At 63.2% G+C, this 19,321-nt stretch carries 19 protein-coding genes; 8 read left to right on the top strand and 11 right to left on the bottom strand.

The annotated features are described in order from the left end of the window. Window positions 1-33 precede the first annotated feature (33 nt). The gene (locus C5P05_RS10300) at window positions 34-816 is read left to right on the top strand and encodes an amino acid ABC transporter ATP-binding protein (RefSeq protein ID WP_269813921.1); all 783 of its coding nucleotides are present in this window, start codon (window positions 34-36) and stop codon (window positions 814-816) included. On the opposite strand, the gene C5P05_RS10295 is transcribed toward C5P05_RS10300, so the two are convergent. Continuing rightward, a complete protein-coding gene (locus C5P05_RS10295; protein WP_114969739.1) occupies window positions 783-1,952 on the bottom strand; it encodes an NAD(P)/FAD-dependent oxidoreductase in 1,170 nt (389 codons plus the stop codon). The two genes, C5P05_RS10300 and C5P05_RS10295, sit on opposite strands and share 34 nt — an antisense overlap. Window positions 1,953-2,114: 162 nt before the next feature. Between C5P05_RS10295 and C5P05_RS10290 the strand changes: the two genes are divergently transcribed. After that, window positions 2,115-3,050, top strand: coding sequence for a LysR family transcriptional regulator (locus C5P05_RS10290; protein WP_114969763.1), 936 nt, complete (start codon window positions 2,115-2,117; stop codon window positions 3,048-3,050). On the opposite strand, the gene C5P05_RS10285 is transcribed toward C5P05_RS10290, so the two are convergent. Next, the gene (locus C5P05_RS10285) at window positions 3,001-3,453 is read right to left on the bottom strand and encodes an Lrp/AsnC family transcriptional regulator (RefSeq protein WP_114969738.1); all 453 of its coding nucleotides are present in this window, start codon (window positions 3,451-3,453) and stop codon (window positions 3,001-3,003) included. The genes C5P05_RS10290 and C5P05_RS10285 overlap by 50 nt on opposite strands. Before the next feature lie 141 nt (window positions 3,454-3,594). On the opposite strand from C5P05_RS10285, the gene C5P05_RS10280 reads away from it, so the two are divergent. The 4 genes from C5P05_RS10280 (at window position 3,595) to C5P05_RS33650 (ending at window position 7,259) form a co-directional block, all read left to right on the top strand. Beyond that, window positions 3,595-4,689 carry a saccharopine dehydrogenase family protein gene (locus tag C5P05_RS10280; protein ID WP_114969737.1) on the top strand — a complete coding sequence of 365 codons (1,095 nt, stop codon included), beginning with the start codon at window positions 3,595-3,597 and terminating at the stop codon, window positions 4,687-4,689. Between the two features lie 149 nt (window positions 4,690-4,838). After that, complete coding sequence (locus tag C5P05_RS10275) at window positions 4,839-6,353, top strand: aldehyde dehydrogenase family protein (protein WP_114969762.1); 1,515 nt, start codon at window positions 4,839-4,841, stop codon at window positions 6,351-6,353. A gap of 79 nt (window positions 6,354-6,432) precedes the next feature. Beyond that, window positions 6,433-6,948 carry a hypothetical protein gene (locus C5P05_RS10270; protein ID WP_198674689.1) on the top strand — a complete coding sequence of 172 codons (516 nt, stop codon included), beginning with the start codon at window positions 6,433-6,435 and terminating at the stop codon, window positions 6,946-6,948. Window positions 6,949-7,100: 152 nt separating this feature from the next. Further along, entirely contained in the window at window positions 7,101-7,259 is a 159-nt protein-coding gene (locus tag C5P05_RS33650; RefSeq protein WP_157979283.1) for a hypothetical protein, read from the top strand. An 82-nt stretch (window positions 7,260-7,341) separates the two neighbouring features. On the opposite strand, the gene C5P05_RS10265 is transcribed toward C5P05_RS33650, so the two are convergent. The 5 genes from C5P05_RS10265 to C5P05_RS10245 form a co-directional block, all read right to left on the bottom strand. After that, entirely contained in the window at window positions 7,342-7,884 is a 543-nt protein-coding gene (locus tag C5P05_RS10265) for a flavin reductase family protein (RefSeq protein ID WP_114969735.1), read from the bottom strand. A gap of 76 nt (window positions 7,885-7,960) precedes the next feature. After that, window positions 7,961-8,647 carry an ABC-type transport auxiliary lipoprotein family protein gene (locus tag C5P05_RS10260; RefSeq protein WP_232834423.1) on the bottom strand — a complete coding sequence of 229 codons (687 nt, stop codon included), beginning with the start codon at window positions 8,645-8,647 and terminating at the stop codon, window positions 7,961-7,963. Next, window positions 8,644-9,609, bottom strand: coding sequence for an MlaD family protein (locus tag C5P05_RS10255; protein ID WP_114969733.1), 966 nt, complete (start codon window positions 9,607-9,609; stop codon window positions 8,644-8,646). The genes C5P05_RS10260 and C5P05_RS10255 overlap by 4 nt, the downstream gene beginning before the upstream one ends. A 13-nt stretch (window positions 9,610-9,622) precedes the next feature. Then, window positions 9,623-10,447 carry an ABC transporter ATP-binding protein gene (locus tag C5P05_RS10250; protein WP_198674688.1) on the bottom strand — a complete coding sequence of 275 codons (825 nt, stop codon included), beginning with the start codon at window positions 10,445-10,447 and terminating at the stop codon, window positions 9,623-9,625. Further along, window positions 10,444-11,574 (bottom strand): MlaE family ABC transporter permease, encoded by a 1,131-nt coding sequence (locus C5P05_RS10245; protein ID WP_114969732.1) that lies wholly within the window; start codon window positions 11,572-11,574, stop codon window positions 10,444-10,446. Before C5P05_RS10245 ends, C5P05_RS10250 begins: the two co-directional genes overlap by 4 nt. Window positions 11,575-11,694: 120 nt before the next feature. Here C5P05_RS10245 and C5P05_RS10240 point away from each other — a divergent pair, with 120 nt between their 5' ends. After that, a complete protein-coding gene (locus tag C5P05_RS10240; RefSeq protein ID WP_114969731.1) occupies window positions 11,695-13,419 on the top strand; it encodes a GMC family oxidoreductase in 1,725 nt (574 codons plus the stop codon). Between the two features lie 280 nt (window positions 13,420-13,699). Next, entirely contained in the window at window positions 13,700-14,458 is a 759-nt protein-coding gene (locus C5P05_RS10235; protein ID WP_114969730.1) for a sulfite exporter TauE/SafE family protein, read from the top strand. 6 nt (window positions 14,459-14,464) lie between these two features. Here the strand turns inward: C5P05_RS10235 and mrdA are convergent, their stop codons facing one another. The 4 genes from mrdA to C5P05_RS10215 form a co-directional block, all read right to left on the bottom strand. After that, a complete protein-coding gene (gene mrdA / locus C5P05_RS10230; protein ID WP_114969729.1) occupies window positions 14,465-16,465 on the bottom strand; it encodes a penicillin-binding protein 2 in 2,001 nt (666 codons plus the stop codon). 174 nt (window positions 16,466-16,639) lie between these two features. Continuing rightward, window positions 16,640-17,170 (bottom strand): rod shape-determining protein MreD, encoded by a 531-nt coding sequence (gene mreD, locus C5P05_RS10225; protein WP_114969728.1) that lies wholly within the window; start codon window positions 17,168-17,170, stop codon window positions 16,640-16,642. Then, window positions 17,167-18,087 carry a rod shape-determining protein MreC gene (gene mreC / locus C5P05_RS10220; protein WP_114969727.1) on the bottom strand — a complete coding sequence of 307 codons (921 nt, stop codon included), beginning with the start codon at window positions 18,085-18,087 and terminating at the stop codon, window positions 17,167-17,169. The genes mreD and mreC overlap by 4 nt, the downstream gene beginning before the upstream one ends. 15 nt (window positions 18,088-18,102) lie before the next feature. Further along, complete coding sequence (locus C5P05_RS10215) at window positions 18,103-19,146, bottom strand: rod shape-determining protein (protein ID WP_114969726.1); 1,044 nt, start codon at window positions 19,144-19,146, stop codon at window positions 18,103-18,105. Window positions 19,147-19,321: the final 175 nt, after the last annotated feature.

Genomic DNA, 19,321 nt, shown 5'->3' with positions numbered 1-19,321 from the left:
TGCGGCCTAAGCTGTGAATTGGAAAATGTCTTGATGGAAGCCATGATTGAAATCAGTGGGTTGCGAAAGCAGTTTGGCGACAACGTTGTATTGAAGGACGTGTCCATGCGGGTCGACAAGGGCGAGGTCGTCGCCTTGATCGGCCCGTCCGGTTCCGGCAAATCCACCTTGCTGCGATGCATCAACCTCCTGACCATTCCGGACGGCGGCAGCATCCGCGTTGGTACGCATGAGATGAGCTATACCGGCGACGCCACCCGCTTGCCCAAGGACCGTCAGCTGGCGAGTTTTCGGGCCAAGACCGGCATGGTGTTTCAGCACTTCAATTTATTCCCCCACATGACCGCGCTGCAAAATGTCATGGAGGGCATGGTGACGGTGCTGCGCCAACCCAAAGCCGTGGCCCGGGAGTCGGCGCAAAAACTGCTCGATAAGGTAGGCTTGTTGGACAAAGCCATGGAATATCCGCATTGCTTGTCGGGCGGGCAGAAGCAGCGGGTTGCCATTGCGCGCGCTCTGGCCATGCAGCCGCAAGTGATGCTGTTTGACGAAGCCACCTCGGCGCTGGACCCGGAACTGGTTGGCGAAGTGCTGGCCGTCATTCAATCACTGGCCAAAGACGGCATGACCATGATCCTCGTGACGCATGAGATTTCATTTGCCCGGGAAGTGGCCGACCAGGTCGTCTTTATGCGCGATGGCGTGGTGGTGGAAAGTGGCCAGGCCAAGGACGTCATCGATTGGCCCACGCAGGCCGCCACGAAATTATTTCTGGCCCGTTTTCACGACAAGGCACCGCAAGCCGTCGCGCCCTGAAATCGTCGGGGCGACAGTGCGCTCAAGTCTTGCGCGGGCTCGCGATCGCAAGCCAGGCGGGCCACGGCGGCGCCGATCAAGGGGCCAAGACAAATGCCGTCCCCCTGCATGCCGGTGGCGATGATGAGCCCGTCCAGTGTGGGATGGCGCCCCACGATGGGCAGGCCATCGCGGGTGGTGGCGCGAATGCCGGCAAAAGTCCGGATCACGCGCTGACGGGCCAGGGCCGGGTAGACGTCGAGCGCCTCACGCAAAATCGCGGACACCGTGCGGATATCGGTCTGGCGGTCCGTCAGTCCTGCCTCGCGGCTGCTGCCGATCAGGAATTGGCCCGTGCGCAGCGGGTCAATCACCAGATTGACGCTGTTCTGCCCCGGCGAGGTGGCGCGTTTGGCTGCGAGGTAGCCGGCTGACATCAGCGGACCCGGAAACGCCGCAAACCCCGCCGTAGCGCGGTCGGTGATGATCAGTTGGCCCTTGCGCGGGATCAGGACCTCGTCCAGCCCGAGCAGCGCGCTGGACTCGAAGCCCGCCGCCACCACAACCACGTCGGCCGGGATCAGGCCCGCGCTGCTTTCCACCCCCGTCACGCGCCCATTCAGCACCACAAGTCGGTGCACCGGGGTGTGATGGCGCGGCACAACACTGGCGCAGGACAGCAACCGATTGACCACCTGGTAACCGATGGCGTGCCCGTCAAGGGGCACTTTGAGCCCCGCCAGCACACTCGCGCCCAGGCCGGGAATCCGCTGCAAGAGATCATGCCGGCTCAGCGGCAGGATGAGTTCGCCTTGACTGGCCAGATCGCGCCCCTGGCTGTCGATCAACGCCACTTCCGCGGCGCTGCGCGCAAACAGATAAGTTGGCCGGGTATGAAACAGATCCGTCAGCACACCTTCGCTGACCAGCTGTGCGTAGAGGTCGCGGGCTTCACGCGCCAGACGCATCATGGTGCCGGGCCGCTTGCTCGCCACCGACACAGCGCCGTCCGAGGCCCCGGTAGCGCCCGCCGAAGGGGAGTCCGCCTCCAGCACCGTGACCCTGGCCCCGGCGCGTGCCAAGTAAAAAGCCGTTGCGGCGCCAACGATGCCCGCACCAATCACGACAACATGAGGAAGGGGTCTACTGGGGGGCATTCAGTTACTTGTTGTAAATAAAGATTATCGGTCGCGACGGGGCCGATTGCTTGCAGATCGATAATCCGACGGTTACAAATGTCATGCTCAGGCTTGTCGGTTTTATTGGAACTGCCCAGGAAAATCATGACGAAGCCGCAATGGCAGAAACAGAAAAATAGCATGCAAAACGTCAGCCTGACCTTGGTCCAAACCTTCTTCATGGTGGCACAGGCAGGCTCGTATTCGGCGGCGGCACGCAGTCTCAATATGTCCTACCAGTCGGCCGCCAACCATGTGCGTCGCATGGAGCAACTCATCGGCGAGCAACTGGTCAAGTCGGACCAGGGTGGCAAGTCCATCACACTGACGACGCGCGGCCAGCATTTGTACAAATTGCTGCAACCGGAAATCGAGCCCATGCTGGCACGCTTGGGCATTATTCTGGACAAGGAGCGTCCGATTGTCCGGATCGGCCTGCCGCAGGCGGTGTTCTTCTACCTGCTGCCGGAGATACTGGCGGCATTCCATGCCATCCATCCGGACGTGGATATTCTGGCCTACGAGCGTGACACGTCCCTGGCGGACCTGCTCAAGGAGGGCAGTCTCGATGTGTGCGTGAGCGAGCGCTATTTTGGCGATGCGGGTGTGCCGCAGCATCTGATCTGCAGCTCCAGCCTGGCGCTGGTTTATCCGCGCACCTGGGGCCTGCCGCCGGCGCCAGCGGATATTGCGCAATGGGCCCGACACCGACCGTTCATTACTTACGAGCCGGGCCAGATGCTGCGCAATCTGGCGCTGGACTTTTTGCGTCTCGACGGGCAGGAGCCGCGCATCCTCATCGCCACCTCGGGCAGTTCCAGCGTCAAGCGCTGCGTCGAAGAGGGGCTGGGTTTTGCGCTCATCCCCAGCTGGTGTGTCGACGCGCGCGACGTCAATCTGGTGGCGCTTGATCTGGCGGAGAGCTTGCCCACCGTGCCCATCTACTTTGGCGAAGCGTCTTTCCTGAATGCCAACCCGTATGTGCAAACGCTGTGTCGCCTGTGTGGCGAGATGATCTCCGCACGCCTCAAGTGCGGTCAATCTTCCAGGCCAGCGCCACCGACGTCGTTGTCTTGATGACCCCCTCCAGATTGCGTATCTCGTCGAGCAGGGCATTCATGCGCACCGCTGATTCGGCACGCAGCAGCGCCACGTAATCAAACTCGCCGCTGACCGCGCACAGCTGGCGCACTTCCGGCATGCGCTCCAGGTGGCTCTCCACCTCGCGGCCGGCCTTGGGCTGCAGGGTCAGGCCGACAAAAGCCTGCAGGCCCTGATTCAGCACATCCTGCGCCAGCCGCACGGTGTAGCCGGCAATCACGCCCTCGCGCTCCAGCCGGCTCAGGCGCGCCAGCACCGTGGTGCGCGCCGTGCCGAGTTTGCGCGCCAGCGTGGCGGCGGATTCGCGCGCGTTGGCCTGCAACAGGGCGATCAGTTCACGGTCGAGCTTGTCACGCAAGGCGGGTGGCGTAGGGGGCATGCAGAGACCTTGTTAGTCGAATTGGCGAAATAATAGAACGAAATGACGAACCAAGCGAATTATTCGTCAAATTCACACTCCGATGTGACAACACCGACTCCTAGACTCAAGCTATCAATTCAACTAAACAGGAGATATGTCATGCGTGTTGTTCTCATGGGTGCCGGCCACATTGGCCAAACCATTGCCAGCCTTTTGTCCCGCTGTGACGACTACCAGCTCACCGTGGTGGACCGCAGTGCCGACGCGCTGCAGGCCTTGCGCCATCTGCCCCTGGAAGTGAAAGTGGTGGACACGGCTGACGCCCGTGCCCTGCGCGCCTGTCTGGCAGGCCAGCAACTGGTGATCAACGCCTTGCCCTACCACCTGGCGACCACGGTCGCCACCCAGGCACTGGCGGCCGGCTGTCACTATTTCGATCTGACCGAAGACGTGAGCGCCACGCGCGACATCATGCGGCTGGCGGAAGGCGCCCAAACTGCCTTCATGCCGCAGTGCGGGCTGGCGCCGGGCTTCATCGGCATCGTCGCCCATCACCTGAGCAAGTCATTCAGCAGCTTGCACGAGGTGAAGATGCGCGTCGGCGCCTTGCCGGCTTTTCCCACCAACTCGCTCAAATACAACCTGACCTGGAGTGTGGACGGCCTCATCAACGAATATTGCCACCCGTGCGAAGCGATTCGCGATGGCGGCATCATCGAAGTGCTGCCGCTCGAAGGGCTGGAGCACTTCTCGCTGGATGGCACCGAGTACGAGGCCTTCAACACCTCCGGCGGCCTGGGCACCTTGTGCGAAACCCTGCAGGGCCGCGTGCAGACGCTGGACTACAAGACCGTGCGCTACCCCGGTCATTGCGCGATCATGAAAATGCTGCTGCAGGAGTTGGGCATGAAGTCGGACCAGGAAAACCTCAAGGACATCCTGCGCCGCTCCGTCCCGCTCACCATGCAGGATGTGGTGCTGGTGTTTGTCACGGTCAGCGGCGAGCGCGATGGCAAGTTTGTGCAAGAGGTGTTTGCCCGCAAGATTTTCGCCGACCGCGCTGAGAGTGCACCCTTGAGCGCCATCCAGATCACCACCGCCGCCGGCATGTGCGCGGCGGTGGATTTGTTCCGCGAGGGCAAATTGCCGCAATCGGGCTTCATCCGCCAAGAGCAGGTAGAGTTGCCCGATTTCCTGGCCAACCGCTTCGGCAGCGCCTACCAGCAGTCGCGCCAGGTCGAGTCCATCGGTTAGTTCCACTTCGAATTCAAAGCGATATGTCGTTGCGCCGCCTTGCCGTGCTAAAGCACTGTCTGCGGCCGCGCGCCTAATCTCGCATTGAATTGGAAGTGGAACAATCACCCGTCAGCTCGTGCATCCAACTTGTTTTTTCGGAGGTTCTCATGTCCCGTCTTTCCATTGACGCCTTGCTGTCTGCTCTGGGCGTCAGCCCGCAAGCCAGCACCGGTGGTACCTTGCCCAGCCACTCCCCGATCGACGGCGACGTCATCGCCCAGCTGCACGCCACGTCGCTTGACGCGGTGGCGGCCACGGCCGAGCGCGCCCATGCCGCCTACCTGCGCTGGCGCCAGGTGCCGGCGCCGCAACGCGGTGAACTGGTGCGCCTGCTGGGCGAAGAATTACGCAGCCACAAGCAAATGCTGGGCGAGCTGGTGACGCAGGAAGTCGGCAAGGTCAGCTCCGAAGGCCAGGGCGAGGTGCAGGAGATGATCGACATCTGCGACTTCGCCGTCGGCCTGTCGCGTCAACTGCATGGCCTGACCATCGCCAGCGAACGCCCCGGCCACCGCATGATGGAAACCTGGCAGCCGCTGGGTGTGGTCGGCGTCATCACCGCCTTCAACTTCCCCGTCGCAGTATGGGCCTGGAACGCCGCGCTGGCGCTGGTGTGCGGCGACGCCGTGGTGTGGAAACCGTCCGAAAAAGCGCCCCTGTGCGCCTTGGCGGTGCAGGCGCTGTTTGAGCGTGCCTGTATTCGTTTGGACCAGCCGGAGCTGACGCGTGACCTGTCGCAAGTGGTGCTGGGGCTGGCCGACGTCGGTCAGGCCCTGGTGGCGCATCCGCGCGTGGCCCTGGTCTCGGCCACCGGCAGCACCCGCATGGGCCGCGCCGTCGGGCAGGCGGTGGCGGCGCGCTTTGGCCGCAGCCTGCTGGAGCTCGGCGGCAACAACGCCATCCTCGTCGCGCCCTCGGCCGACCTCGACATGGCGGTGCGCGCCGTCGCCTTCTCCGCCGCCGGCACGGCCGGCCAGCGCTGCACCACGGCGCGCCGGCTGATCGTGCATGAATCGGTGTACGACGATTTGCTAGAGCGACTCAAACGCGCTTATGCCAGCTTCCAGATCGGCCCGCCGCAGGACGACGGCACCTTGCTGGGACCACTGATCGACAAACTGGCATTCGACGCCATGCAGGCCGCGCTGGTCCAGGCCCGGGGACAAGGCGGGACCGTGACCGGTGGCGAGCGCGTGTTGCAAGACCGCTATCCGAATGCCTATTACGTGCGTGCCGCGCTGGTGGAAATGCCGGCGCAAAGCGAGGTGGTGCGCCATGAGACCTTCGCACCGATTCTGTATGTGCTCAAGTACCAGACGCTGGCCGAGGCCATCGCCCTGAACAACGACGTGCCGCAGGGCTTGTCATCGGCCATCTTCACGACCGATTTGCGCGAGGCCGAAACCTTCATGTCGGCGGTCGGCTCGGACTGCGGCATTGCCAACGTCAACATCGGCACCTCGGGCGCGGAGATTGGCGGCGCGTTTGGCGGCGAGAAGGAAACTGGTGGCGGCCGCGAATCCGGCTCGGACGCCTGGAAGGCCTACATGCGCCGCGCCACCAACACCGTGAACTACTCCAGCGCCCTGCCGCTGGCGCAGGGGGTGCGTTTTGACATTTGACGGATAGCGGGCCTGTCACGCCAAGGTCATGCGCGGCCGGGAGAATCGGAGGGTTATAACCCGCATAAGTGGCCCGACCATGTTTCTGTGCAAGACCGACAAGGCCCGCGACGAGCTGGCCACCAAAAGCCGCACGCTCTCGCAGCGCGAGCGGGCCGCGTTGCTGATGGCCGATGGCGTCCGCACCCGCAGCGAGTTGCGCGTGCTGCTGCAGTGCGACGACGAGCTGATCGAGAAGCTCGTCGTCGCCCGCTACCTCCAGTCGGGGCCGCGCCCTGGCGCTGTCCCGCTTCCCGCCGAGGCATCCGCCGCACCAGTAGCACCAGTAGCCAAGCACAGCACCGACAACTTCGACGGCAAGCGCTCACTGGCCACCACCCGTATGTTTTTGTTCGACATCGGCGAGCGCATGTTCGCCCGGCTCCATCCCGATAAGGCGCTGTGGTTTCGCGAGCAGTTGCGTGAAGCCCGGGACCGCGACAGCATGCTCAGCGTGGCTCGCGACATGATCAGCGCCGTCGAGGAAATAGCCGGCTTCGAGCGCGCCGACAGCCTGAGCGAGCGCATAGCCATGCTGCTGCCGCCGGAGGGATGAGTTCAACGCTCTAACGCGCCCCTTCATCGATGCGAATTCGCCAAAGCGGTCGCTCAACGTGCTGAATCAGATTTTGGTCGTGGCCGGCGCGTGATTTCGTGGCGGCTTGCGCTGCGCATTTTCAGTTAGACTGAACCAAAGGAGTCATCACTATGGCAGGCGTAATCGGTAAAGATCCCAACATGAAGAAGAGCAACCACGCAGAACTCGAAAGGCTCAACCTGGAGCGCAAGCGCAAGTTGGCAGAAGCGGCCAGCAAGTTCGTTCAAAAGAAACCTGTCGCACCCAACAGCGAAGCAGCCGTGAAATAACGGCTACTCAGAAAAAAATGAAGGCCCCAATCAAGGGGCCTTCATTTTTTTTGCTCAGTTTGTGCAAACGAGTCAATAAACGCTAAACGCCGTAAGGGAGCTTGGAGGCCATCATCTTCCTGCGGTCAATCTTGCGCCCGTCAACAATGAACGTTCCGTCACCAACAGCATGAACCATGCGCTTCTCCTTACGCGTGGTATCGATGTATGCGGCAACTGCCTCTAACACGACAATGTTGTGCTTTTCAACGATGTCGATGACCTTGCACTCTATGTTGGCGAGGCACTCCTGGATTAAGGGCGGCTTGACGACTTTGCCCTGCACAGGCGTGAGCTTGAACTTGGCAAACTTGTCCGTGTCTTTTCCCGAGCAAGTCCCTATACCGACCACCTTATCCAGCATATCAACCGTGGGAATGGCAATGACGCATTCCCTGTTTTTTCGCAAGGCCGCGAAAGAGTGATTCCATTCACCCGTGGTGATGGCAAAGACTGGCGTGAAATCCATCACCATGGTCCAGGAGATCGTCATGATGTTGTCTTTCTGTTCATCATGTGTCGTCACCAGAACAACAGGCCCTGATTCCATCAGGGTAAAGGCCTTGTTCAGTTCCAACTCATGCATGAGAGCACCTCTTGATATTCCTTTGACCGATGGTCAGGCCAAGCTCGCATGCCTTATGTCATTAAGGCGCCGGCCCTCAAGCCCCAAGCCCCGCCAGCCACGACTCAATCTCCCGCATCGCAGCATCCGTCGCCGCCGTCAGGGCGCGCACACCGCCCTGGGCATCGGCGCTGGTGGCTGGCTGCTGAATCGTTACGCGGCGTTGCGCCACCAGCAGTTCGCCGGTGGGGCCGGGCTGCGTCAGCGTGGCGCGCAGGCGCAGCAGGCCCACACTCTGGGTCGGTGATTCAAACAGCTGGCTGAATTCTTCCAGCTCAATGCGCAGCATGCGCGGGGGCTGCTGGCCGGCCAGCGTCGCGGTCGTTTCGCTGCGGTTCACGCCGTCACTCGGGTTGAGCAAGGCGCGGCGCTGGCCGAGGTGTTCGCGCAGGCGCTGGCGCACCAGCTGCGCCGGCGTCATGCTCCAGCGCGCCTGGGCGTAGGGATGGAGCAGCTGGGCGTTGGTGTAGGCCAGGCGGTACATGACGGCGGTGTTGTCCAGCGCCGGGTTGGCTTCAATATCGGCGATGGCCAGCGGGGCCAGTTGGGCGGCCGGGTTGGCCGCTGGCGTCGTCAGCGTGCCGGGGCCGAAGTCGTACACCGCCGAGCGCACCGGGCGGCCAGGCAGGGAGCAGCCGGCGAGTGCCGCAATAATTATGCAAAATAGGCCTCTAGCCCCCGTGGAATAAGCGTAAGTAGCTACTGAAGTCATAGCGTCTTTCATGGTTTGCCTGGGGTGGCGGAAAAGCCTGGTTCACCGGGGCCGGGCACGATGGGGCCGTTGCCATAGAGCAGGGACTGCGGGTTGTCGTTGACGGTGCCGGCGGCGCGACTCAGCTGGCGCGCGGTGCGGGCCGCGTCGTCCACGGCGCGGTTGACGCGCGGCAGGGTGGCGGTGTTCAGGGTCTGGCCGATGGCGCCCAGCGTGCCCATGCCTTCAGCCAGCTTGTCCAGCGTGCCGCCGGGCTCGTTCATGCGCTCGGTCACGGTGCGAAAGGCGCGGGCCGAGGCGCGCGCTTCATCGGCGCTGTCGCCCACCCGCTCGGAGGTGTCCTGCATGGTCTTGAGCGTGACATTGGCGTCTTTCACCAGCTGGGGCAGCACCTTGTCGGCCCCGGTGGAGAGTTGCTTGATGCTGGCCGCCGCCTGGCCCATGCTGTCAATGGCGCCCATCAGGCGTTGCTGGTTGGCCGGGGCCAGCAGCAGGTTGATGTTGCGGCTGGTTTCTTCGAGTTGCAGAAAAATGCGCTCGCCCTGGTCGCTCAGTTTGGAGATCAGGCCGGGATGCATCGGGATGCGCCCAGGGGTTTCGTCGCTCGTGGCCAGCGCCACTTTGGACTCACCCTTGTCATCGAGTTGCACAAAGGCCAGGCCGGTGACGCCCTGAAAACCCAGGGTAGCGAAGGTTGATTGGGTGATGGGCGCCTGGTCGTCAATGGCAATGCGGACCAGCACCTGGCCGACGGCTTGCGGGTCAAAGCGGATGTCCGTGACCTTGCCCACGTTCACGCCCTTGAAGCGCACGGCGGCCTGCGGCTGCAGGCCGGTGACGGCGCCCATGCTGGTCAGCTCGTACTCGCGCATCTGGCGGTTATCGCGCGTCAGCCAGACCGCCAGGGCCACCAGCAGGGCCATCAGCAGCAGCACAAAGGCGCCGGCCGCCACGGCGTGGGATTTGTTTTCCATAAGGGTTCTCTTTTTACACTGCCTGTGGCTGTGCGTGCAACAGGGCGGAGGCGCGCTGCCCGCGTTCCCCCAGGAAGAAGTCTTGAATGAAGGGATGCTTGAAGGCCATCACCTCGGCCGGCGTGCCGCTGACGATGATGCGCTTGTCGGCCACCACGGCGATGCGGGTGCTGAGTTCGAACAAGGTGTCCAGGTCATGCGTGACCATGACCACGGTCAGCCCGAGCTCGCGGTGCAGGGAACGCAGGAGCGCGCAAAAGGTGTCGGCGCTGTCGGGGTCGAGCCCGGCGGTGGGCTCGTCGAGCAGCAAGAGCGGCGGGTCCATCACCAGCGCGCGCGCCAGTGCCACGCGCTTGACCATGCCGCCGGACAAATCAGAAGGCATTTTGTGCGCCTGCGAGGGGTCCAGCCCGACCATTTGCAGCTTGACCATGGCGACCTCGCGAATCAGCGCACGCGGCAGACCGCGCAGCTCGCGCAGCGCGAAGGCGATGTTTTCCAGCACCGTGAAGGCCGAAAACAGCGCACCATGCTGGAACAGCATGCCGACACGGCTGGCCGCACCGTCGCTGCCCAGTTGCGCGGCCGGCTGGCCCAACACGGTCACGCGCCCGCGCGCCGGCTGCGCCAGCCCCAGGATCTGGCGCAGCAACACGGTCTTGCCGCTGCCGGAGCCGCCCACGATGGACAACAACTCGCCGGCCTGAATGGTCAGGTCCAGGTCCTGATGCACCACGGCGTCGCGCCCTTCGCTGTGAAACACCGACCAAAGTTTGTCGATCTCCACCACGGCCTCTGGGGGGCGGCCGGCTTCGGGTGCGGGCATGGCGGGGTTCATATGCCGATGTCCTTGAAGACCACGGCAAACAGCGCGTCCACCAGAATCACCATAGTGATGGAGGTCACGACCGAGGCGGTGGTGCCCTGGCCCAGGCTTTCGGTATTGGGCTTGACGCGCAGGCCGTAGTGGCAGCCGATCAGGGCAATCAGCAGGCCGAACACCACCGATTTGCCCACCGCCAGGCTGAGGTTGGAGACTTGCACGGCGCGCGGCAGGGCGGCAAAGAAATAGGCCGGCGTCACGCCCATGGTCAGGTCGGCCGCCAGCATGCCGCCGAGCAGCGCCGCCAGCGTGGTCCACACCGTCAGCAAGGGCATGGCCAGGGCCATGGCGATGGCGCGCGGCATCACCAGCCGGTAGCCTTTGGCGATGCCCATCACGCGCATGGCGTCGAGTTCTTCGGTGACCCGCATCACGCCAATTTGCGCCGTGATCGCCGAGCCGGAGCGCCCGGCGATCAGGATGGCGGCCAGCACCGGCCCGAGCTCGCGGATCAGCGACAGGCCCAGAATATTGACAATGAAGGCATCGGCGCCAAACTGGCGCAGCTGCTGCGACATCAGGTAAGCCAGCACCACGCCAATCAGAAAACCCACCAGCGCCGTGATCGGTAAGGCGGTGGCGCCAATGTGATACAGATGGCCCGACACATCGCGCCACGGCCCTTTGGCCGGCGAGCGCGCCAGTCTGAGCAGGTCCAGCAGCAGTTGCCCAATCAGGCGCACAAACCCGCGGACATGGTCGATCAGGAACCAGACCTGGCTGCCCAGCAACAAAAAAGCCTGCCACGCCGACATGCGCCGCAGCACCGGCGGCGGCACCGCGAACTGTTCGATTCGGGCCAGCATGGTGCGCTGGGCATCAAGAATCAACAGATGGGTAGGCCATTGGTGGCCCCAGGCGTTCCACAGCAGTTGGGCGCCGGTATGGTCCAGCCGCTGCAGGCTGCGCAAGTCCCAGGTCCAGGCCGCTGCCGCAGGTGTCGTGGCGTCGCGCAACGCCGACTGAAGCCGGGCCCAGGTTACGGGCTCGGCCAGCCGCGCCGCCGTCCAGCTGCCTGACAGCAGCACCCCCGACCCGTCGGGCGTGGTGTGCGGTGTGATGCGGGGGGTGGTTTCCTCCATGAAGGGCGTCAATGCAGAAGGGGCGGTCAATAGTGGGTGATCCAGCATCGTAACGCCAACGGTGGGCCCGGGCCGTAGCGCCGTCAGTTTGTCGTGTCCACAGCCAAGTAAGCTATCGCCATGAGCACCACATTCGACTACATCATCATCGGCGCCGGCACCGCCGGTTGCCTGCTGGCCAATCGCCTGTCAGCGGACGCGAGCAAGCGCGTCCTGCTGATCGAAGCCGGCCGCAAGGACGACTACCACTGGATTCACATCCCGGTCGGCTATTTGTATTGCATCGGCAACCCGCGCACCGACTGGCTCTTCAACACCGAGCCGGAGGCTGGCCTCAACGGCCGGGCGCTGCGCTATCCGCGCGGCAAGACCCTGGGCGGCTGCAGCAGCATCAACGGCATGATTTACATGCGCGGCCAGTCGCGTGACTACGACCAGTGGGCCCAGCTTACCGAAGATGCGGCCTGGACCTGGGCCAATGCCCTGCCGTATTTCAAGCTGCATGAAGACCATCACAAAGGCGCCAGCGCCGCGCACGGTGCGCGCGGCGTGGCCCCCGAACTGATGCGCGACGATGCCGACCCCTACCGCAAAGTGCTGCGCCACCGCAATGCCGGCGGCGAATGGCGGGTCGAGAAACAGCGCCTGCGCTGGGATGTGCTGGACGCGTTTTCCCAGGCCGCGCAGCAGGCCGGCATCCCCGCCACCGATGACTTCAACCAGGGCAATAACGAGGGCGTGGCCTACTTCGAAGTCAATCAAAAAGAAGGCTGGCGCTGGAATACAGCCAAGGCCTTTTTGCGGCCCACCTGTTACGGGCGGCCGAATTTCGAGATGTGGACCTCGGCCCAGGTGGCCAAGTTGCTGCTGGAAACCCAGCCGGATGGCAGTCAGCGCTGCACCGGCGTGCAGGTCTGGGCCAATGCCGAGATGATCACCGCCACGGCCAAGGAGGAGGTGATCCTGAGTGCCGGCAGCATTGGTTCGCCCCAGCTTCTGCAGCTCTCCGGTATCGGTCCGGCCCAGCTGCTGCAACAGCAGGGCATCGCGGTGGTGCATGACGCGCCGGGCGTGGGCGCCAATCTACAGGACCATCTGCAGATTCGGGCCGTGTTCAAGGTCCAGGGCGTCAAGACGCTGAACACGCAGGTGAGTTCACTCTGGGGCAAGGCCATGATTGGCCTGGAGTACGCCCTGAAGCGCACCGGCCCCCTGAGCATGGCGCCCTCGCAGCTGGGGGCCTTCACCCGCAGCGACCCGGCCCAGCCTTACCCGAACATCGAGTACCACGTGCAACCGCTCAGCCTGGAGGCCTTTGGCGAGCCGCTGCACAGCTTCAATGCCTTCACGGCCAGCGTGTGCAACCTCAACCCCACCAGTCGCGGCACGGTGGCCATCAAAAGCAATCGCTTTGAGGATGCGCCCGCCATTGCGCCCAATTACCTGAGCACCGAGGCGGACCGCAAGGTGGCCGCCGATTCGCTGCGCATCACGCGCAACATCGTGGCGCAACCGGCGCTGGCCAAATACCAGCCGCAGGAATGGAAACCCGGCACCCAGTACCAGACCGACGAGGACTTGGCGAAACTGGCAGGCGACATCGCCACCACCATCTTCCATCCCGTGGGCACCACCAAAATGGGCGCGGCGGATGACCCGATGGCGGTAGTGGACTCGCGCCTGCGGGTGCGCGGCCAAGGCGGCCTGATTGCCGGCCTGCGCGTGGTGGATGCCGGCGTCATGCCGCTGATCACCAGCGGCAACACCAACTCGCCCACCCTGATGATTGCCGAGAAAGCGGCGCAGTGGATTGTCGAGGACACCGCCCGGCGGGTGAAAGGGTAAATCCTTAAAGGGTAAATACCGATTCGAAAAGTGGTTTGGGCCATTTACATTAACGCCAATCGTCAACAGGCCACAGGCCTGCTGAAGGAGAGCGGCCCAGGAGACAAACGCCTACGGGCACATAAAAAAGTAACGCATGCATCAGCACAGCGCTTGAAAAAGGCACCGGCAATCCCGGTGCCTTTTTTGATTAAATAGGCCGCTAGCCCCGTAACCATTGCGTAAGACGCTATTATTTTAATAGCTATGAGTGACAAAAACCGGGTGCGACAATCACCCGATGGAATTGTTGATTGTCGCGGTGGCCTCGCTCCTGGCCGGTTTTGTGGATGCCATTGTGGGCGGCGGCGGCCTGATTCTGATACCCGCTCTGTTCGCCACTTTCCCCACCACCCATCCCGCCACCCTGTTTGGCACCAACAAGGGCGCGTCCGTCTGGGGCACGGCCTTTGCCACCTGGCAATTCAGCCGCCGGGTCGAGATGCGCTGGGCCGCCCTGGTGCCGGCCGCCGGCGCCGGATTCCTCGCGGCATTCGCCGGCGCCTGGCTGGTCACCGTGGTGTCGCCCGACTTTCTGCGCAAGGTCTTGCCGCTGGTGCTGCTGGTGGTGCTGGTCTATACCGTGCTCAGAAAAGACCTGGGCCGCCACCACACGCCGCACTTTGAGGGCGCCAAAGAGGCGTATGCGGCGGCGGCCGTCGGGGCGGTGATCGGTTTCTACGACGGCTTCTTCGGTCCCGGCACGGGCAGCTTTCTGGTCTTTTTGTTTGTGCGGGTGCTGGGCTACGATTTCCTGAGCGCCTCCGCCGCCGCCAAGCTGATCAACACCGCGACCAACGTGGCGGCGCTGATTCTGTTTGCCGCCAAAGGCCATGTCTGGTGGCACTTTGTGCTTGCCATGGCGCTGGCCAACGTGCTGGGCAGTCTGCTGGGCTCGCGTCTGGCGCTCAAGCACGGAACGGGCTTTGTGCGTGTCGTCTTTATTCTGGTGGTGAGTGCGCTGATCCTGAAAACCGGCTACGACGCTTTTCTGCGCTGAAGGCTCTCAGCGGCGGCGGGGCGTGGCACTGGCGGCTTTTTCCGGTGCGCTGGCCGCGGCGGCTGCGCCTGGCGGCCAGGGCATCTCAGTCAGGGTGCGGGGCTTGCCAATCGGGGCTGTGGCCTGGGACTTTTGCACGGCCTTGATGTCATCGCTGCTCGGGTATTGGTTTTGCAGCCAATAGTCAATCACCCGGCGGGCAATGGGTGCCGCACTCTGGCCACCGAAGCCGGCGTTTTCCACGATGATGGCCATGGCGATTTTGGGGTCTTCCGCCGGCGCAAACGCGGTGAACAGCGCATGGTCGCGAAAGCGCTCCTCCATCTTGGAGGCCACGTATTTTTCGTTTTGCTTGATCTGCACCACCTGGGCCGTACCGGTCTTGCCGGCACTGGTGTAGGTGGAGCCCTTGAAGCTGGCGGCGGAGGTGCCCTCGATATTGACGCCCACCATGGCCTTCTTGATGATGGCAATGTTGGCCGGTTTGGCGATCACCTCGCCGACCGATTCATGGGTTGTGGTGGTGGGCGCATGCGTCAGGACGTCCACCACTTGCCGGACCAGATGGGGTTTCATCTTCACGCCGTTGTTGGCGAGGGTGGCGGTGGCCGAGGCCAGTTGCAGCATGGTGAAGTTGTTGTAGCCCTGCCCGATGCCCAGCGAGATGGTTTCGCCGGCATACCATTTTTGTTGGTCGGCGCGCCGGTAGGCCCGGCGTTTCCAGTCGGTCGAGGGCAGCAGGCCGCGCACTTCGCCGTGAATGTCGATGCCGGTCAGCTCGCCGAAGCCGAAGCGCTGCAGCTGGTCATGGATGGTGTCGACCCCCATGTCATTGGCCAGCATGTAGTAGTAGGTGTCGCAGGACTGCACGATGGACGTGTACATATTGACCATGCCGTGTCCGCCTTCCTTGTCATCGCGAAAACGGTGGCCGCCGAGCATGAAAAAACCGGGGTCGAGAATGGACTGTTCGGGCGTGCGTGCGCCGGTTTCCAGGGCTGCCAGTGCCATGAAGGGCTTGTAGGTGGAGCCGGGCGGGTAGGTGCCGCGCAGCGCCCGGTTCAGCAGCGGCTTGTCGGGTGATTCGTTCAGCGCTTGCCAGCTCTCGCTGTCAATGCCTTCCACAAACAGGTTGGGGTCGAAGGTGGGCTTGCTCACAAACGCCAGTATTTCGCCGGTCTTGGGGTCGAGCGCCACCAGCGCCCCACGGCGCTCGCCAAACAACTCCTCCACCAGATGTTGCAGCTTGATGTCGATGGACAGCTGGACGGTGTTGCCCGGCACGGCGGGACTGCTGGCCAGCCGGCGCATGGCGCGTCCGCCGGCCGAGGTTTCCATCGAGTCCACCCCGGTGCCGCCGTGCAGCTGGGCCTCAAAACTCTGCTCGATGCCCAGTTTTCCGATGTAGTCGGTGCCGCGGTAGTTGGCCTGGTCCTCGGAGTCGTCAATCTTCTCTTTTTCCGCCTGATTGATGCGCCCGATGTAGCCGATCACGTGGCTGGCCAGTTCCCCATACGGATAGTTGCGAAACAGCCGGGCCTTGATGTCGACGCCGGGGAAGCGGTAGCGTTGCGCCGCAAATTTGGCCACCTCTTCGTCACTCAGGCGGGTGCGCAGCGGCAGCGATTCGAAGCTCTTGGATTCGTCCTGTAGCTTCTTGAAACGGCGCCGGTCCCGCGCTGTGATGTCCAACACCTGGGACAGCGCATCAATCGTCTGCTCCAGATTGGCGACCTTGGCCGGCGTGACCTCCAGGGTGTAGGCCGAATAGTTGGACGCCAGTTCAATGCCGTTGCGGTCCAGGATGAGCCCGCGATTCGGTACCACCGGCACAATCGCCGTGCGGTTGTTTTCTGCCTGCTCCAGCAAGTCGTCGTGGCGCACGATTTGCAGGTACGCCAACCGGGAGGCCAACAGCACAAAAGCCAACACAATCACGATGCTGGCCACCAGCACCCGTGTCCGAAAGCGCGACAGGTCGGCTTCGACGTCGCGAAGTTCCGTCATGGCCGCCGCCGCGCCGGGCCGCCCCGGGGAAATGAAGCCCCCGAGGGGCTGGAGCCTGCGGCTCCAAACCTGCTTGAGCAGGTTTGGACAGGCGACAGAGGCGAAGCGTCTCCCGAGCCGCGGCCTGCAAGGCCTCGCGCAGTACACGAAGTGACAAGCGTGGGGGCCATGTGACTACAGCGGCCGATGCGCATCGGGGTTGGGCGTCCTTCGTTGCGGCAGCAGCAAAATGACGCTGACGACAGGCCACAGCAGCGATTCAAGGAGCGGTGCCAGCAGCATCCACAGACCGGGAAAAGCACCGCCCGCCAGCATGCGAACGGTCAACTCGATCGCGTGGGAGGCGACAAACAGGGGCAGCACCTGAAAGGCCTGTGAGGGCACCGGGAACCAGAGCAGGCGGCGGTGAATGGCAATGGCCAGAAAACTCAGCACGGTGTAGGCCATGGCATGTTGTCCCAGCATCGCGCCCTGATGCACATCCACGAATATGCCAAAAACAAAGGCGACACCAATCCCCACCCGCTGAGGTTGATGAATGCTCCAGAACACCAGGAGCAGGGCCAAAATATCGGGGGTCCAGGCGGCACGACCCCAGAGGCCCATGTTCTGCACCATGTTCAGGGTCAGCGCTGCCAGCAGGCTGCCCCAAATGAAGAACGGATTGGCGGGCAGCAGCAGCTGATGCCCCGGTCGCATGATCATTTTCGGGCTCCCTTCTTGGCCGGCCCGGGAACGGGTTCCGCTGCGGGACGCGGTGTGACCTGGGTGGTGAGCGGCTGCAGCACCATCACGTGCATCACCCCGGAAACCAGGGCCAGCGGGGCGCAAGTGATCCGGGCAAAGGCTGAATCCACCCGGCGTTCGACCTTCTCCACCCGGGCCACCGGCAGGCCTGGCGGGTAGACGCCGTCCACGCCACTGGTGGTCAGCAGGTCACCGGCTTGCACATCCGCGTTGGCGGCCATGAAACGCAGCTCCAGCGTACTGGAGCGCAAGGACGGGTCGCCAAAGGCCACGCCGCGCGCGCCGGTGCGTGTATTGAGCACGGGAATTGCCTGGTCCCGGTCGGTCACCAGCGTCACTTCGCTGACCAGGGGGTAGACCCGTGTGACCTGGCCCAACACGCCGGCTTCGTCCAGCACGGGCGAGCCGGCCGTCACGCCCGCGACCAAGCCACGGTCGATGATGACTTTGCGGGTGTAGGGGTCGGCGGCGTCATACAGCACCTGCGCCGCCTGTGACGGGGTGGTCACGCGCTCGCGCAGGCCCAGTAGCTGGCGCAGCCGTGCATTTTCCAGTGCCAGCTGGTCGACCTGGTTGGCGCGCTGGGATTGCCGGTTCATCTTGTCCAGCGCGGCTGCTTCGTTGGCCTGGGAGGTCTTGAGCGATTCAAAATATTTTTGACCGCCCTGGGCCCACGCCACAGGTTGCAGGGCCACCCACTGCACCGGGTACAGCACGGTGGCCACCGCGACACGCAAGGGCTTCGCGATCTCGAAGCGCGCGTCGGCCACCATCAGGAACAGCGCCAGCACGCTGAAGAAGATCAGTTTTGACCGGGCCGAAGGGCCCTGTCTGAAGAAGGGGGGTGGAGTACCGTCCAGCGTACCAAGTGGCATCGCTGCACCTAAAAATTATTCGCTGGTGAAAATGGAACCCAGACGGTCCATCCGCTCCAGCGCCATGCCGCAACCCCGTACCACACAAGTCAGGGGATCTTCCGCCACCAGCACCGGCAGGCCGGTTTCTTCCGCCAGCAGGCGGTCCAGGTCACGCAAAAGCGCGCCACCGCCGGTGAGCATCATGCCGCGGTCGGCAATGTCGGCGCCCAACTCGGGCGGGGTTTGCTCCAGCGCATTTTTCACCGCCGACACGATGTTGTTGATCGGGTCGGTCAGAGCCTCCAGAATTTCGTTGCTGGAGATGGTGAAGCTGCGCGGCACACCTTCCGACAGGTTGCGGCCACGGACTTCCATCTCGCGCACTTCACTGCCGGGAAAGGCCGAGCCAATTTTTTTCTTGATCGCTTCCGCCGTGGGCTCGCCAATCAGCATGCCGTAGTTGCGGCGGATGTAGTTGATGATGGCGTCGTCGAAGCGGTCGCCACCGACGCGCACACTGCCCTTGTAGACCATGCCGCCCAGCGAGATCACGCCGACCTCGGTGGTGCCGCCGCCAATGTCCACCACCATGGAGCCACTGGCTTCGCTGACGGGCAGGCCGGCGCCGATGGCGGCCGCCATCGGCTCTTCAATCAGGTAAACATCGCTGGCGCCGGCACCCAGCGCCGATTCGCGAATGGCGCGGCGTTCGACCTGGGTGGAACCGCAAGGCACGCAGATGATGATGCGCGGGCTCGGGCGAAAGATGGAGCGCGGGTGCACCATCTTGATGAATTGCTTGAGCATCTGCTCAGTGACGGTGAAATCGGCGATCACGCCGTCTTTCATGGGGCGAATGGCTTCGATATTGCCGGGAACCTTGCCCAGCATGGCCTTGGCTTCCTTGCCGACAGCCTGGATGGTCTTTTTGCCTTGCGGGCCGCCTTCGTGGCGAATGGCAACAACGGAAGGTTCGTCCAGCACGATACCTTTGTCGCGTACGTAAATCAGGGTGTTGGCAGTGCCAAGATCAATCGCCAAGTCAGTGGAGAAGTACTGACGGAAAGCTCCAAACATTTAAAATCCTCTCGGGCATGGCGTGCACTTCGGCGCGCCACCACCATGGTTTGACTGGTTCAATTTCGTATTTGTCTGGCAAAAACCTGCGGTGGCGCGGGCCCGATGCCAAAGGCAGGATAATACCTTATCCCCTGTGTATAACTTGGCTGGAAATGCCTCTGCGGAGGTGTTT

The sequence above is a fragment of the Rhodoferax ferrireducens genome, from assembly GCF_003347515.1.
Taxonomy (GTDB): domain Bacteria; phylum Pseudomonadota; class Gammaproteobacteria; order Burkholderiales; family Burkholderiaceae_C; genus Rhodoferax.
This window is presented reverse-complemented; position numbering and strand designations above follow the sequence as displayed.

Excerpts from the sequence above, each read along its gene's own strand:
- C5P05_RS10300 (WP_269813921.1), top strand. The coding sequence starts at position 34 with ATGGAAGCCATGATTGAAATCAGTGGGTTGCGAAAGCAGTTTGGCGAC.
- C5P05_RS10295 (WP_114969739.1), bottom strand. The coding sequence starts at position 1,952 with ATGCCCCCCAGTAGACCCCTTCCTCATGTTGTCGTGATTGGTGCGGGC.
- C5P05_RS10290 (WP_114969763.1), top strand. The coding sequence starts at position 2,115 with ATGCAAAACGTCAGCCTGACCTTGGTCCAAACCTTCTTCATGGTGGCA.
- C5P05_RS10285 (WP_114969738.1), bottom strand. The coding sequence starts at position 3,453 with ATGCCCCCTACGCCACCCGCCTTGCGTGACAAGCTCGACCGTGAACTG.
- C5P05_RS10280 (WP_114969737.1), top strand. The coding sequence starts at position 3,595 with ATGCGTGTTGTTCTCATGGGTGCCGGCCACATTGGCCAAACCATTGCC.
- C5P05_RS10275 (WP_114969762.1), top strand. The coding sequence starts at position 4,839 with ATGTCCCGTCTTTCCATTGACGCCTTGCTGTCTGCTCTGGGCGTCAGC.
- C5P05_RS10270 (WP_198674689.1), top strand. The coding sequence starts at position 6,433 with ATGTTTCTGTGCAAGACCGACAAGGCCCGCGACGAGCTGGCCACCAAA.
- C5P05_RS33650 (WP_157979283.1), top strand. The coding sequence starts at position 7,101 with ATGGCAGGCGTAATCGGTAAAGATCCCAACATGAAGAAGAGCAACCAC.
- C5P05_RS10265 (WP_114969735.1), bottom strand. The coding sequence starts at position 7,884 with ATGCATGAGTTGGAACTGAACAAGGCCTTTACCCTGATGGAATCAGGG.
- C5P05_RS10260 (WP_232834423.1), bottom strand. The coding sequence starts at position 8,647 with ATGAAAGACGCTATGACTTCAGTAGCTACTTACGCTTATTCCACGGGG.
- C5P05_RS10255 (WP_114969733.1), bottom strand. The coding sequence starts at position 9,609 with ATGGAAAACAAATCCCACGCCGTGGCGGCCGGCGCCTTTGTGCTGCTG.
- C5P05_RS10250 (WP_198674688.1), bottom strand. The coding sequence starts at position 10,447 with ATGAACCCCGCCATGCCCGCACCCGAAGCCGGCCGCCCCCCAGAGGCC.
- C5P05_RS10245 (WP_114969732.1), bottom strand. The coding sequence starts at position 11,574 with ATGGAGGAAACCACCCCCCGCATCACACCGCACACCACGCCCGACGGG.
- C5P05_RS10240 (WP_114969731.1), top strand. The coding sequence starts at position 11,695 with ATGAGCACCACATTCGACTACATCATCATCGGCGCCGGCACCGCCGGT.
- C5P05_RS10235 (WP_114969730.1), top strand. The coding sequence starts at position 13,700 with ATGGAATTGTTGATTGTCGCGGTGGCCTCGCTCCTGGCCGGTTTTGTG.
- mrdA (WP_114969729.1), bottom strand. The coding sequence starts at position 16,465 with ATGACGGAACTTCGCGACGTCGAAGCCGACCTGTCGCGCTTTCGGACA.
- mreD (WP_114969728.1), bottom strand. The coding sequence starts at position 17,170 with ATGATCATGCGACCGGGGCATCAGCTGCTGCTGCCCGCCAATCCGTTC.
- mreC (WP_114969727.1), bottom strand. The coding sequence starts at position 18,087 with ATGCCACTTGGTACGCTGGACGGTACTCCACCCCCCTTCTTCAGACAG.
- C5P05_RS10215 (WP_114969726.1), bottom strand. The coding sequence starts at position 19,146 with ATGTTTGGAGCTTTCCGTCAGTACTTCTCCACTGACTTGGCGATTGAT.